The sequence below is a fragment of the Celeribacter persicus genome, assembly GCF_003050785.1.
Lineage (GTDB): Bacteria > Pseudomonadota > Alphaproteobacteria > Rhodobacterales > Rhodobacteraceae > Celeribacter > Celeribacter persicus.
This window is the reverse complement of record NZ_QAOH01000005.1, coordinates 226,790-240,403: the sequence shown is the minus strand read 5'-3', so window position 1 is coordinate 240,403 and position 13,614 is coordinate 226,790. Positions and strand designations below refer to the sequence as shown.

The following is a 13,614-nucleotide window of genomic DNA, read 5'->3' as shown; positions in this document are numbered from 1 at the left end:
GGAGCTGCGGGTATTGACCAATACCGGGATGCGTATTGGATCGGAGCGCCGGCTCTGGAATCATCCGTCCCAGCGTTGAAGACGGGTGTCTTCACCCGCCATTTTTAAAATGCCGCGCCAGGCTTTGAGGAGGACCAAGATGCGCAATGTGACCATAGATAATGTAACTGATATCGTTCTGGGCTCGCTGGGGAAGAACGGGGAAATCACGCCCCGCAACCACGAGATCATGACCTGTCTGATCCGCCACCTGCACGACTTCTGCCGCGAAGCGAAAATCCAGCACCACGAGTTCCTCTATGCCTGTGATTTCCTCGCCCGCGCCGGTCAGATCACCGATGACAAACGTCAGGAATTCATCCTTCTGGGTGACATTCTCGGTGTCGAGGTTCTGGTCGATATGCTGACCCACCCGATCGACGGGACAGAAAGCGAATCCACGGTGCTCGGGCCGTTCTACCGTGAAAACCCGCCGGTTCTGCCGAAAGGGTCTTCCACCGTTCAGAAGCATTTCGACAACGAGGAAACCGTTTATTTCGAGGGCTATATCCGCGATGTCGCCGGTAACCCGCTCGAAGGCGTGATGATGGACGTCTGGGAAGATGCGCCGAACGGTCTCTATGAGAACCACGACCCGGATCAGCCGGATTACAACCTGCGTGGCCGTTTCATGACCGACGAGAACGGTCACTTCGCCTTCCGTGCCGTGCGTCCGGTGCCCTATCCGATCCCCTCGGATGAGACCGCAGGCGAGCTGATCCGTGCCATGGGCCACCACCCGAACCGTCCGGGCCACATCCACTTCATGATCGCGAAAGACGGTTACCGCAGCCTCGTCAGCCAAGTCTACGACAGCACCAGCGACTATCTCGAAAAAGACAGCGTGTTCGCCGTGAAGGAAAGCCTTGTGGCCGAGTTCCGCCCGGCGGGCGACGAGTACGATACCGATCTCTATGTCCGTTTCGACTTCATCATGAAAGCGGCTGAAACGGCGGCTCTGGCGGCGGAGTAATTCGCGTAAATCCGCAAGGAGACTGTGACAGAATGCCAAGCCCCCGTCGTTGCGCGGGGGCTTTCGCTTATCTGAAAAACCGGGTTTCATATGCGGAGCCTAAAGCGTTTTTCGTTTAATCTGAATCAGATTCAGCGAAAAACATTACAACACTGCTTTGATATTGCTACGTTTCTCAAAAATTGAGTGCCTCAAGTTTTTTGAGAAACGCTTTAAGGGGAGGAACGGGCGTGGACATCCGGCAGATGAAATATTTCGTGGCGGTTGCCGAGGAACTGCATTTCGGCCGTGCCGCCGAGCGGCTCGACATGGCACAGCCGCCGCTCAGCCGTCAGATCAAACAGATCGAGACGGAGATCGGTGTGTTGCTGTTCAACCGGGGTCGCAATGCGATCACGCTGACGCAAGCAGGCGAGCAGCTTTACAAACGCGTGATCGCCATTCTCGCCCAGATAGACGATGCGATCCTTGAGGCGCGCCGGATCGGGCAGGGGGCCGAGGGGCGGTTGCGCATCGGCTTTGTCGGCTCCTCGACCTATGGGCTTTTGCCGACCATCGTGAAATCCTACCGGGCACATTACCCGGAAGTGAATCTCGGCCTTTTCCCGATGAACAACGCCCGGCTGCACCGTGCGCTGGTGCGCCGTGAGATCGACGTGGCTTTCGCCCGCCCGGCGCTCACCGACTCGGAGTTTCAGACCCGCTTTCTGACTGAAGAGGCCCTGCTCGCCGCTGTGCCCGACATGTTCCAGCCGGGACCGGGGGATCGCTTCGACCCCGGCAGTGCGCGGGGGCAGAACATCATCCTCTACCCGGAATTTCCACGCCCGAGCTACGCCGATTTCGTGATCTCAAATCTTGAAGACAAGGGATTTACGGAGTTCAAACGGGTATTCACCATGGATTTGCAGACGGCGTTGAGCCTCGTGGCCATTGGCGAAGGCGTCTGCATCGTCCCTGCCTCGGTTGCGACCGGTAAGCGTAACGGTATTCGGTTTCTGACGATCGAGCCCGAGCTCGACAAGACGGCGCTCTCTGTGAGCCACCGTCTTGATGAACAAGGTGTGCATGTAAAGAATTTCATCCAGATCGCGCAAACGGTCGCGCGCAAGATGTTCTGAGGTCAGGCCCCGACCGCCCGCAAGCCGCCATGAACCCCGTCGCGTTCGAACCGTGCGAGCTTGTCCTCGTCCAGCGTTACGCCGATGCCGGGGCCCTCGGGCAGATGCACTTCGAAATCGCTGTAGCTGAGCGGCGTGGCGAGGATTTCTTCGGCAAAAAGCAGCGGTCCGAACAGTTCGCAGCCGAATGTCATCCGGTCCACGGTTGTGAAGAGATGAAGTGCGGCAGCGGTGCCCACGCCGCTTTCCAGCATAGTGCCGCCGTAAAGCCCGATGCCCGCCGCTTCGCCCATGGCGCAGACTTCGCGGGCGCGTTTCAACCCGCCCGACTGCGCCACCTTGACGGCGAACACATCGGCCGCGCGGTCACAGGCATAGGCCATCGCCGACACCGGCCCGCTCAGACCCTCGTCGGCCATCACGGCGATACGATGCGCGGCGGTCAGTTCCGCCATGCCCGCCCGGTCTGTGCCCACGACGGGTTGCTCGGCCAAGGTGCAGCCAATGTCCTCAAGACCGGAAAGCCCCCAGCGTGCGTCATGCAGTGACCAGGCCTGGTTGACATCGACCCGGATCTGGCCACGGTCCCCCACCGCCTTGGCGATGGCTTCGACATGGGCAATGTCTTCGCGCACCGGACGCTTGCCGATCTTCAGTTTGAAGATGTTGTGGCGCTTGGTGTCGAGCATCTCATGGGCTTCGTCGATGTCTTTCGCGGAGACCCCGCTGGCGAGAGTCCATGCACAGGGTACGGATCGCCGAACGGCGCCACCGAAGAGATCGGCCAGTGGCACGCCTTGACGGCGGGCAAGACCGTCCCACAGGGCCATTTCCACGGCGGCTTTGGCGATGTTGTTGCCTTTCACCGCCATATCCATGCGCTGGATCGCGGCATTCACATTGTCCGCCGGCTGATCGGTCAGCACCGGTGCGATATAGGTCAGAATCGCGGAACGGATGCTCTCCGGGCTCTCGACGCCATAGCTCAGCCCGCCGATGGAGGTACCTTCGCCAATGCCCTCGGAGCCATCCGAGAACCGAATACGGACCAGCACGAAAGACTGGGCCAGCATCGTGGTCATCGCCAGAACGTGCCCGCGGATGGTGGGCACGTCGATAATTTTCGCTTCAATCTGTTCGATCCGGGTCAAAGTCTTGGCTTTCATGTCTGATTTGTCACCAGAATGAAGCAGAGCGACGGATCGGTCCATTACCGTGCCGGTCTCGGGTGATACTTCCCGAGCCGGTCTCAGCCACGCGTATGGATCGTTGAAATAAAGCGTAGGGCGGCCAGCAACTCGCCGAAACCGCCAGTACCCGGACGTTTTGCGCGGGATTGTTTCATTTCGTCAGAATCAGCTTGCCGGCGCGGGTGATACGCAGGGTGTAAATCTGTCCGTCCAGATTGATCTGGCGGGTGCTGCCTTCTGCAATCAGGCTGCGGGCGTCGAGCGGGGGGAGTTGACCGGTCTCGGTGGTCATCTGGGTCACATGTGCGTTCATCTCAAGTGCCTTCGGGTTTGTGTCTTTGTCAGTCATCTCAATCCGCCTGCCTTCCGGTTGGCGGTGAATTGCTTCACGTGGTTGAGGATCACCAAGACTGGCTGGGCGTTTCCCGCCTCTGCTTGCCATGGGGCCGCGCCGATTGCGCGACTCACGGGTCTGTCCCGTTCTCTGTGTCTTGGATATTAAGCCTGAGTTTTTCTGTCAACTTTTTCGTGAGGATATTTTCACACTTGCAGAAGAACGCTCAAAACTGTGCGGATTTTGCCGCAAAGGCGGGATGGCCGGCTGTGCGTCAGGGTGGAAAACCTGGGCCTGCTGCACGGAAAGGCAGATCAAAGTTGACAAATGTGTCATTTCTCATATGTCACAAGGGACCTTCATGACATTCGGAGCAGCGCAATGACGGCGGATCGGAACATGCTTGTGGCCTTTCTTCTGGCGGTGCTGCCGCTGGCTGGACAGGCAGAGCCTCCTTTGAACGTCGAACTGATCACCGCACAAAGTGCGCCCGTCGTGCAGGAATTGCGGGTGATCGGATCGGTCGAAGCGACCGACAGTTTCCCCGCCTCCTTCCGGCGCGGTGGTCAGATCGACCAGCTCAATGCCGAAGTGGGGCAGCGGTTCTCCGCAGGAGAGGTGATCGCACGCATCGACCCGACCAACATTATCGCGCAACTTGATGCAGCGCAGGCCAATCTCGACGCGGCGGAGGCCGCACTCGTGCAGGCGGCGCAAGCGCGCGACCGGACACGTTCGATGCTGGACCGCGGGGTCGGGACGCAGGCGCAATATGACGAGGCGCAACAGGATTATCTTGAGGCCAAGGCGCAACGCGATCAGGCCAGCGCCCTTCTGGAAACCGCAGAGCAGGCCTTCGAGGATACGGAACTGAAGGCCGATCGCGATGTGACGGTGATCGAGCGTTATGCCGATCTGGGCGAGGTGGTCTCCGCCGGAACCGCCGTCGTGCAGCTCGCTCCCGAAGGTCAGCGGCAGGCGGTCTTTCTTGCTCCGGACACGGCGGGGCTGTCGACCATCCGCGGCCATGTGCTCGAACTCGATCCGGCGGGTCCGGTCGCGGCTTTCGAGGCCACGGTGACGGAGGTTCTGCCGGTTCTCAACGACACGGGAACGGTGGAAATCCATGCCGATATTCCCACTGAACGCGCCGTCGATATTCCCATCGGGACTTCGATCACCGGTCGCATCGCCCTGCGCATGACGCCGCGCATCCTTTTGCCTTGGACCGCGCTGAGCGCCAATGCCGAAGGTCCCGCTGTCTGGGTGCGCGATCCGGTAAGCGGGACGGTGACACCGAAACAGGTGCGCATCGACCGCTATGAGGATGACATGTTTTCCATCGCCGAGGGGTTGGAAGAAGGAGATGTCGTGGTTGGGGCCGGGTCGCATCTTTTGTATGCCGGACGTCGGGTCGAGGGGCTGGAGGACATGCAATGATCAACATTTTGCAGAGATTGACCCTGACCGTTTCGCTCGGCCTCATCGCCGGAGCGGGCCTTGCCGACGATGCAATCGTCCCCGAGGTGCCACGTCCGGTCATCACCGAATTCCTCTCGGCTGATCCGGCGGTGGAGCGGCAGTTCTCCGGTGTGATCCGGGGGCAGGACGTCACCGCTCTGGCGTTTCAAACCAGCGGACGCCTTGCGACGCTCGATGTCGAGGCGGGCGACCGGGTCACCGAGGGACAGGTGATCGCCACGCTCGATCAGATTACACTGGCGCAGGATGTGGCGGTGGCCGAGGCAGCCTTGTCTTCGGCTGAGGCGCAGGCGGAGTTCGCCCAGTCGCAATATGAGCGGATCGAGGCGTTGCTTGCTCGCAATGTCGCGACCAAGGCGCAGATCGAAGCGGCCCGCGCCTCCCGGGATGCCGCTGTGGCCAAGGCCGACAGTGCCCGCGCCGACCTCGCTCAGGCCGAGGAGGCCGCGCGCTACGGCCAACTGACGGCTCCGCGTGATGGCATCATCCTGAGCACCGATGTGGAGCCCGGAACGCTGGTCAGTGCGGGGGTGAGCGTGGTTGAAATGGCCGATCCTCTGGGGCGTGAGGCGATCATTGATGTGCCGGAGAGTTTCGCCATGGTGATCCCGGATCAGGCCGGTTTCATCGTTCGTCATCGTTCCGAAGGTGTGGCGCCGGTCGCCGCAAAGCTCAGCGTGATCGAGCCGGTGGCGGAAACCAGTCTTGAAACCCGCAGGCTCCGGTTGACGCTTGACAATCCGCCGGAGGATTACCGCATCGGTACGTTGATAACCGCCACCTATGACAGCGACGCCGCCCCTGTGATGACCCTGCCGCAAACTGCAATTGCGGGGACGAACGACGCGCCGGGGGTCTGGCGTGTCGAGGATAACGGTGAGGTCGGTCGGAATGTGCATTTCGTGCCGGTGACGCTTGGGCGGACCATCGGAACGCGTGTGGTGATTGTCTCGGGGTTGACCGAGGGGGATGAAATCGTGGTGCGGGGCGTGCATGCGCTCGAAGAAGGCCAGAGCGTCGGGGAGCGACTGCAATGAAAGGGTTCAACCTGTCCGATTGGGCGTTGGGGCATCGTTCCTTCATCTGGTTCATGATGATCGTGGCGGTGATTGCGGGCACGCTCAGCTACATGAAGCTCGGGCGCGAAGAGGACCCGGCCTTTACCATTCGCACCATGGTCGTGACCGCAAGCCTCCCCGGTGCCACCGCCGAGGAAACCGTGACCCAAGTGACCGACCGGATCGAGCGCAAGTTGCAGGAACTGCCCGCGCTCGATGGTACGCGCTCGGTGACCTATCCGGGGATCGCCATGATCTATGTCGATCTGCGCGACGATATTCCCTCTGATCAGATCACACCCTCCTGGATACGCGTCCGACAGATGATGTCGGATATTCAGAGCGATTTCCCACAGGAGTTTCAGGGCTTTGCATTCAATGACGATTTCGGTGACGTGTTCGGGACTGTCTATGCCTTCACCTCTGACGGTTTCGCTCCGGAAGAGCTGAAAGACTATGTCGAGGACGTTCGTGACGAGATCGAAAAGATCGACGATGCGGGCAAGGTCGAGCTTTTCGGTACCCGCGATCAGGTGATCCATATCGAATTCTCCGCCCGTCGGCTTGCCGCCTTCGGACTCGATGCGCAGGCGGTGTTCGACACGCTTGCGGCGCAAAACCAGATCGTGTCTTCCGGCATGATTTCGACCGCTGGTGAAAATATCTTCCTGCGCGTCACCGGCCAGTTCGACAGTGCCGAGGCACTGGCCCATGCGCCGCTGCGTTCGGGTGACATCTTCTTCACCCTCGCGGATATCGGTGAGGTGACGGAAGGTTACGAGGACCCGCCGTCGGAACTGTTCCGCTACAACGGCCAGCCCGCCATCGGGCTCAAGATCGGCATGCGCGATGGCGGCAATATCCTCGATTTCGGGGCTGCGGTGGACGAGCTCATGACCGAGTTGACCGCCAGCCTGCCGATCGGCATCGACGTGCATCATGTCGCCGATCAGCCGAAAGTGGTCGAGGAGTCGGTCGGTCATTTCGTGCGTGCGCTGATCGAGGCGGTGGTGATCGTTCTGGCAGTGAGTTTCGTGTCGCTCGGCGTGCGCGCGGGCTTTGTCGTCAGCCTGACGATCCCGCTGGTGCTGGCGCTCACCTTTGTCTTCATGGAGGTCATGGGCATCACGCTTCAGCGAATTTCGCTGGGGGCGCTGATCATTGCGCTGGGCCTTTTGGTCGACGATGCGATGATCGCCATCGAGACGATGATCTCCCGGCTGGAACGCGGTGAAAGCCGACACAAGGCGGCGTCTTACGCCTGGACCACCATCGCCTGGCCGATGCTGACGGGCACGCTGATCACCACGGCGGGGTTCATCCCGATCGGGCTCAACTCTTCGAACGCGGGGGAATACACCCGCACGCTGTTTTATGTGATCGCGATTTCTCTGGTGTTGAGCTGGATCGTCGCCGTGCTGTTCGCGCCCGTCCTTGGCGCGACCTTCCTGCCGAAGAAATGGAAACACGAACATGGTGAGGCGGGGTGGTTGCGGCGGCGCTTCCATACCCTGCTGCGACTGTCGATGCGGTTCAAGCTCCTCACGGTATTGATTACTGTCCTTGCCTTCGCGGTTTCCGTCGTTGGCATGAGCAAGGTGGAGCAGCAATTCTTCCCAAGCTCGGATCGTCCCGAGGTTCTCGTCGATGTCACCCTGCGCCAGAACGCCAGCATCTACGCGACCGACAACTCCATTGCCGATTTCGAGAGCTGGCTCGGCCAGCAGGACGAGGCGAGCTATTGGACCACCTATATCGGCACTGGCGCGCCCCGTGTGATCCTTACGCTGGAGTCTTTGACGCCCGGCCCCAATATCGGACAGCTTCTGATCATGACGCCGGATTTCGAGGCGCGTGACCGCCTTATCGCCAAGGTTCGAGCTTATTCCGACGCTCAGCCTGGCACGGAATTCTATCCCAAGACCTTCGAATTGGGGCCGCCGGTCGGCAAGCCGGTACAGTACCGGATTTCCGGGCCGGATTATGCCGAGTTGCGTGATCATGCCCGCGACTTTGCCGCCGCGATTTCCTTGGATGACCGGCTGATCTCCATCGCGCTCGACTGGAACGAGCCGAGCCGTGTGGTGCGGGTCGATCTCGATCAGGCGCGCATGCGTCAACTCGGGCTGACGCAATCGGATGTGGCGGGGGTTCTGGCTTCGCTCTTCGAAGGCAAGACGGTGACACAGAACCGTCAGGGGCGCGATCTGATCAACGTGGAAATTCGCGGGAACGATGAAGATCGGCAGACGCTTTCCGCGCTCGAAAGCCTGCAATTCGCCAATACCCAAGGCGTGTCCATTCCTCTTTCCTCTATCGCGACATTGGATTGGGTGACCGAACAGCCGCTGATCCGGCAGGAGGACCGCGAACCGGTGATCACGGTCAAGGCGGCGATTGCCACCGATGATCTGCCTGCAACCATCGTGACCGATCTCGCTCCGACCGTTGCGGCTTTTGCCGAGACCCTGCCACGGGGCTATTCGGTTGAGGTCGGCGGCACGGTGGAGAGCAGTGCGGAAAGCCAGGAGCCGATCATGGCGGTGATGCCGATCATGATCCTGATCATGCTGACCCTGACGATGATGCAGGTACAGAGCTTCCGTTTGATGTTCGTCGTTCTGGCCGTGGCTCCGCTCGGGCTGATCGGGGTGGTGGCGTCTCTCCTGTCGGCCCATGCGCCGATGGGCTTCGTCGCGCTTCTGGGTGTTCTGGCCCTGATCGGCATCCTGATGCGCAACTCGATCATTCTCGTGCAGGCCATCGAGGATCTGCGGGCCGAGGGCAAATCGCGCTGGCAAGCTGTTTTTGAAGCCTCCGACAGTCGCGCGCGTCCGATCCTTCTGACGGCTGCCGCCGCCTCTCTGGCTCTGATCCCGATCTCGCGCCAGGTGTTCTGGGGGCCGATGGCCTATGCCATGATGGGCGGCATCATCGCGGGAACACTTATCACCCTGTTGTTCGCCCCCGCGCTGTATTGTCTCGTCTTTGGCGTGAAGCCCGAGAAGGAGGTCTGAGCATGGTGAAAGGCTGTCCCGACGATCTCGATCACCGTACCCGCATCGGACAGGCGCGTCGGGAAAAGACCCGTGAGCGGCTGTGTGAAGCGGCGATCATGGTCTTTGCCGAACGTGGGCTGAACGGCACGGTGATCGACCATGTGGTGCGTCAGGCCGGAGTATCACGGGGCACGTTCTACAATTACTTCGACACCATCGAGGATGCACTTGAGGCGGCGCGTCTGGCGCTCAAGCGGGAGCTTCTGTTGCTGGTCAAAGGCTCGGTCGATTTTGATCGCCCGCCCGCCGAGCGCGTCGCCTACGGGCTGCGCGCCTTCATTGAGGTGGCGCGGCACAACAAGCTCTTTCTCGAATTCACCGCCCGGCTCGGTCATCAGAGTTACAGTTTTTCAAGCCTCCTGAAAGAAACCGCGCCGGGTTTTGTCACAAGCGCCATTGAGGCGGGAGAGTTCCGCCCCATCCCGGAAACTCTGATCTTCGATCTGATGGAAGGTGGGGCAATTTCCGTTTTGCGGCGTTTGATGGAAGGGGAAGAGGTCGACGTTGCGGCTTTCGTGGCGGCGATGCTCAGGGTTCTGGGGCTGAGTTATGAGGCCTCCGTGGCCATTGCGGAACTGCCGGTCGAAGTGCCGCAGCCCGCCGCCGACAGTCTTCTGGTGCGGGCGAACGCGACCTGGAGCGCGTCACACTGAGACTGCGTTCAGCCGAACCATGGCCTCGGCCAGCACGCTTGCCGCACGCACTCCGTCGATCAGTCTGAGCCCCGTCGCTTCGCTGAGCGCGGCATGATGCGTGGTCATGCCGGCGCAGCCCAACACGACGCTCGTCGCTCCGCGCGCGCCCATGGCCGTAATCTCGACGGAAAGCTTGTCCAGAACTTCCGGACGGCCTTCTTCGACGTCGAGCACGGGAATGTTCGAGGGTACGACCCCGAGACAGGCCCCTTCGAACCCATGGCGCTCAATATTGCCTTCGATCACCGGAACCGATCCGGCCATGGTGGTGACGACGCCATAGCTCTGTCCGGACAAGACCGCCATGTGATAGGCCGCCTGTCCGATGCCGATCACCGGACAATGGGCCTTGGCGCGCAGTTCTTCGAGTCCCGTGTCATCGAAACAGGCGATGACGATGGCATCGACTCCGGCTTCGCGGGCTTTCGGCAAAAGCACGAGCAAACCGGGCAGGGCGGCATCCCCATCTTCTGGTCCCTGAATAGCGGACGGGCCGTCCGTATTGGTCCAGCCGAGGATTTCCGCCTCCGGCAGGATCGTGCGGGCAGTTTGCACCACGCTTTCGGTCATGGCCTCGGTGCAATTCGGATTGAGAAAGAGGATCTTCACCTCACACACCTTGTCCCGCGTCCGAGCCGAACCGTGCCCGGCGTTTGCCAAGCACCCAGACGGTCAGAAGGAATGCCCCGATGATCAGCAGCGAAAACAGTGTCGTGAGCGTACCGAGCGCATAGATCACCGGCGTGGTCACATTGGTGGTCATCCCGAAAATCTCCAGCGGCAGGGTGTTGTACGACCCGGCGGTCAACAGCGTGCGCGCGAATTCGTCGTAAGAGAGCGTAAAGCCGAACAGCCCCACCCCGATCAGCGAGGGCGCGATGATCGGAAGAACCACATAGCGCACGGTTTGCCAAGGGGAGGCACCCTGATCGCGCGCGGCTTCCTCGAAGGATTTGTCAAACCGGTTGAACACGGCGAACATGATCAACAGGCCAAAGGGCAGGGTCCAAGTCAGTTGCGATCCAAAGCCCGAGGTGGCCCAGTGAATTTTCAACCCGAACTGGTTGAAGATCAGGCCCACACCCAGCGAGATCAGGATCGACGGGATCACCAGCGATGCGATGATCAGATAGAACAGGATGCCAGAGCCATAGAAGCGTTTGCGAAACGCAAAGCCGCCCATGACGGAGACCACGACGGTGGTCACCATGACCATCAGGCCAAGCGCGAAGGAGCGGCGGAAACTGCCCCAGATGTCGCCGACGGCCTGTTCCTGAAAGAGCTCGTGAAACCAGTTGAGCGAGGCGCCCTGCATCGGGAATGTCAGCCCGCCGCCCGGTCCCTGAAAGGACAAAATGCCGATGGTCAGCGTCGGGCCATAAAGGAACAGGATGAAGAGCGCGAAGAAGGCGGTCAGCACGTAGAAGGACTTGGATTTCTTTTCCATGTCAAAGCTCCTTGCGGATATCGACAAAGCGCAACAGAATGCCGATCACGATCAGCACGGTGATCAAAAGGATCACGGCGGTTGCCGCAGCGGAGGGATATTGCAGGAGCGCGATGTCATTCGAAATCAACCGCCCGACATTGGCCTTTTGCGAACCGGACATGAACCGCACGGTGATGAAATCGCCCATCACAAGCGTCAGGACAAAGATCGTCCCGATCATGATCCCGGGCTTTGTGAGGGGCAAAATCACGTGGGTTAGAGTCTGAAATCCGCTGGCGCCATTGTCGCGGGCGGCTTCGATGAGGGAATGATCAATCCGCGTCATGGTGTTGAAAATCGGCACGACCATGAACAGCGTGTAAAGGTGGACGAAGGCGAGGATCACCGAGAAATCGGAGTACAAAAGCCACTCAAGCGGCTGATCAATAACGCCCCAGCTTTGCAGCATGGAGTTGGCGATGCCGTTGCGCCCGAGGAAGGGGATCCAGGAAATCATCCGGATGATGTTCGAGGTCCAAAATGGAATGGTACACAGCAGGAAAAGCGCGATCTGCGTCGTCTGGTTCTTGATATGAAAGGCCAGATAATAGGCGACCGTAAACCCGATCGCGAGCGTCATTGCCCATGTGATCGAGGCGTATTTGAACGTCGCGAAGAACACCTTGTAAGTCACCGGAGACCCAAACAGGAATTCGTAATTCTCCAAGGAAAACGCCGGGATGATCGAAAACTCAGTCGCCTGCCAGAAACTCACCACGACGATGGTGATGATCGGCAGGATCAGAAATCCAAGCAGCACCAAACTCAACGGCGCGGCCTGAAGCCAACCTTGGATATGACGGTTTTTCAACATCGCGCGCTTTCTTTTGTCTATAAATATCCAGGGGGAGGAGGCGTGCGGACCCTCGGTCCGCACGGTGGAGGGGGCAGCGCCCCCTCATCTCATCACGATGCGATGAACTCGTTCCATTTGCGGACCATGTACTGGTTCTCATCCATGACGGCGTTCCAGCAGGCCACATGGCCCATGCGGTCATAGAACGATCCGCCATCGCGCGTCTCGCCCGCTTGTGCCAGCACATCGCCGGTCGGCGAGGTGATGACATCGGTCGCGGGCTTGCCCTCGAACCAGTAGCCCCATTCGTTTTCGGTCATGAAATCCTTCGAGGTTTCCGGCACGGCGGAGTAATAGCCCTGACGCATCAGATAGCCACCGACCCAGCCGGAGAGATACCAGTTGATGTATTCATAGGCCGCATCGAGCGCCATGCCCGACAGGTTCGCCGACAGGCCGATGCCACCGCCCCAAGAGCGATAGCCCTCTTTCAACGGCTGGTAGACGCATTCGATGCCGCGCGATTTCACCGCGGTGATCGCCGGCGACCACATCGACTGGATCACCACCTCGCCCGAGGCCATCAGGTTGACGCTCTCGTCGAAGGTCTTCCAGAAGGCGCGGAACTGGCCGTTCTTTTTCGCCTCGGTGAAGATCGCCATGGTCTTGTCGATCTCTTCGCGGGTCATGTTGCCCTTGTCGCCATATTGGATCTCACCCATCGCCTCGCAGACCATGGCCATATCCATGATGCCGATGGAGGAAATGTCGAGGATGGAGGCCTTGCCCTTGAACTCCGGGTTCAGAAGCTCGGTCCAGCTTTCGATCGGACGACCGATCAGGTCGGGGCGAATGCCCAGCGTGTCGGCGTTGTAAATCGTCGGGATCAGGGTCATCCAGTTGGTCTGCTCGGTGGCGAAGGTTTTCGACCCTTCGCCCTCGACAAAGCCCACGGTGTGCGGCGCGGTGCCCTGTGCGATCACGCTCTCGGGGGTCAGCTTGCCGTCTTTGAAAATGCCGACGATCTTGTCGTAATTCGCGATCTTCGACACATCCATCGCCTGAAGGTTGCCGGTCGGCCAGACCTTTTTACAAATCCAGTATTCGATATCGGCGATGTCGAAGCTATCCGGCTGGGTCGCGGCGCGCTGGGTCACGCTGTCGGAATCGAGTGCGGTCATCTCAAGCGTGAAACCAAGGTCTTCTTTCACCTTGTTGGCCACATCGTTGAGGTTTGACACGCCGGTGCCGAATTGGCGGAGCGTGATGTCCTTGATCTCCTGCGCCCAGACCATGGGCGCAGGAAGGGCGGAGGCGGCGACGGCGGCCGCACCGCCCTTGAGCACCGCACGGCGCGAGTAACGCATTTTAGACATGT

General features: G+C 60.1%; 12 protein-coding genes. 6 read left to right on the top strand and 6 right to left on the bottom strand.

Annotated elements, in window-relative coordinates:
* The first annotated feature begins 139 nt into the window (after positions 1-139).
* Both C8N42_RS08985 and C8N42_RS08980 read left to right on the top strand, forming a co-directional pair.
* The gene (locus tag C8N42_RS08985; protein WP_107816222.1) at positions 140-1,012 is read left to right on the top strand and encodes a dioxygenase family protein; all 873 of its coding nucleotides are present in this window, start codon (positions 140-142) and stop codon (positions 1,010-1,012) included.
* Positions 1,013-1,242: 230 nt separating this feature from the next.
* Positions 1,243-2,133: a LysR family transcriptional regulator gene (locus C8N42_RS08980; protein WP_107816221.1), complete on the top strand. Its 891-nt coding sequence runs from the start codon at positions 1,243-1,245 to the stop codon at positions 2,131-2,133.
* A gap of 2 nt (positions 2,134-2,135) precedes the next feature.
* Here the strand turns inward: C8N42_RS08980 and C8N42_RS08975 are convergent, their stop codons facing one another.
* Together C8N42_RS08975 and hemP are read right to left on the bottom strand one after the other, a co-directional pair.
* Positions 2,136-3,299 (bottom strand): muconate cycloisomerase family protein, encoded by a 1,164-nt coding sequence (locus C8N42_RS08975; RefSeq protein ID WP_107816260.1) that lies wholly within the window; start codon positions 3,297-3,299, stop codon positions 2,136-2,138.
* 175 nt (positions 3,300-3,474) lie between these two features.
* Positions 3,475-3,636: a hemin uptake protein HemP gene (hemP, locus tag C8N42_RS08970; RefSeq protein ID WP_107816259.1), complete on the bottom strand. Its 162-nt coding sequence runs from the start codon at positions 3,634-3,636 to the stop codon at positions 3,475-3,477.
* 402 nt (positions 3,637-4,038) lie between these two features.
* Between hemP and C8N42_RS08965 the strand changes: the two genes are divergently transcribed.
* Genes C8N42_RS08965 through C8N42_RS08950 form a run of 4 tightly spaced genes read left to right on the top strand, consistent with a single transcriptional unit; the run spans position 4,039 to position 9,909 of the window.
* Complete coding sequence (locus C8N42_RS08965; RefSeq protein ID WP_170109255.1) at positions 4,039-5,097, top strand: efflux RND transporter periplasmic adaptor subunit; 1,059 nt, start codon at positions 4,039-4,041, stop codon at positions 5,095-5,097.
* On the top strand, positions 5,094-6,176 hold the full coding sequence (locus C8N42_RS08960; RefSeq protein ID WP_107816219.1) for an efflux RND transporter periplasmic adaptor subunit: 1,083 nt from the start codon (positions 5,094-5,096) through the stop codon (positions 6,174-6,176). Before C8N42_RS08965 ends, C8N42_RS08960 begins: the two co-directional genes overlap by 4 nt.
* Positions 6,173-9,214: an efflux RND transporter permease subunit gene (locus C8N42_RS08955; RefSeq protein WP_107816218.1), complete on the top strand. Its 3,042-nt coding sequence runs from the start codon at positions 6,173-6,175 to the stop codon at positions 9,212-9,214. Before C8N42_RS08960 ends, C8N42_RS08955 begins: the two co-directional genes overlap by 4 nt.
* A 2-nt stretch (positions 9,215-9,216) precedes the next feature.
* Entirely contained in the window at positions 9,217-9,909 is a 693-nt protein-coding gene (locus C8N42_RS08950; RefSeq protein ID WP_107816217.1) for a TetR/AcrR family transcriptional regulator, read from the top strand.
* Here the strand turns inward: C8N42_RS08950 and C8N42_RS08945 are convergent.
* The 4 genes from C8N42_RS08945 to C8N42_RS08930 all read right to left on the bottom strand — a co-directional run bounded on the left by C8N42_RS08945 (position 9,901) and on the right by C8N42_RS08930 (position 13,612).
* Positions 9,901-10,560 (bottom strand): aspartate/glutamate racemase family protein, encoded by a 660-nt coding sequence (locus C8N42_RS08945; protein WP_107816216.1) that lies wholly within the window; start codon positions 10,558-10,560, stop codon positions 9,901-9,903. The two genes, C8N42_RS08950 and C8N42_RS08945, sit on opposite strands and share 9 nt — an antisense overlap.
* A gap of 1 nt (position 10,561) precedes the next feature.
* Entirely contained in the window at positions 10,562-11,398 is an 837-nt protein-coding gene (locus tag C8N42_RS08940) for an ABC transporter permease (protein ID WP_107816215.1), read from the bottom strand.
* 1 nt (position 11,399) lies between these two features.
* Positions 11,400-12,254 carry an ABC transporter permease gene (locus C8N42_RS08935; protein WP_107816214.1) on the bottom strand — a complete coding sequence of 285 codons (855 nt, stop codon included), beginning with the start codon at positions 12,252-12,254 and terminating at the stop codon, positions 11,400-11,402.
* 92 nt (positions 12,255-12,346) lie between these two features.
* The gene (locus tag C8N42_RS08930) at positions 12,347-13,612 is read right to left on the bottom strand and encodes an ABC transporter substrate-binding protein (protein ID WP_107816213.1); all 1,266 of its coding nucleotides are present in this window, start codon (positions 13,610-13,612) and stop codon (positions 12,347-12,349) included.
* Between the last annotated feature and the right edge of the window lie 2 nt (positions 13,613-13,614).

Bases quoted from the DNA above. Each gene is read 5' to 3' on its own strand.
- C8N42_RS08985 (WP_107816222.1), top strand. From the start codon at position 140: ATGCGCAATGTGACCATAGATAATGTAACTGATATCGTTCTGGGCTCG.
- C8N42_RS08975 (WP_107816260.1), bottom strand. From the start codon at position 3,299: ATGAAAGCCAAGACTTTGACCCGGATCGAACAGATTGAAGCGAAAATT.
- hemP (WP_107816259.1), bottom strand. From the start codon at position 3,636: ATGAACGCACATGTGACCCAGATGACCACCGAGACCGGTCAACTCCCC.
- C8N42_RS08965 (WP_170109255.1), top strand. From the start codon at position 4,039: ATGACGGCGGATCGGAACATGCTTGTGGCCTTTCTTCTGGCGGTGCTG.
- C8N42_RS08960 (WP_107816219.1), top strand. From the start codon at position 5,094: ATGATCAACATTTTGCAGAGATTGACCCTGACCGTTTCGCTCGGCCTC.
- C8N42_RS08955 (WP_107816218.1), top strand. From the start codon at position 6,173: ATGAAAGGGTTCAACCTGTCCGATTGGGCGTTGGGGCATCGTTCCTTC.
- C8N42_RS08950 (WP_107816217.1), top strand. From the start codon at position 9,217: ATGGTGAAAGGCTGTCCCGACGATCTCGATCACCGTACCCGCATCGGA.
- C8N42_RS08940 (WP_107816215.1), bottom strand. From the start codon at position 11,398: ATGGAAAAGAAATCCAAGTCCTTCTACGTGCTGACCGCCTTCTTCGCG.
- C8N42_RS08935 (WP_107816214.1), bottom strand. From the start codon at position 12,254: ATGTTGAAAAACCGTCATATCCAAGGTTGGCTTCAGGCCGCGCCGTTG.
- C8N42_RS08930 (WP_107816213.1), bottom strand. From the start codon at position 13,612: ATGTCTAAAATGCGTTACTCGCGCCGTGCGGTGCTCAAGGGCGGTGCG.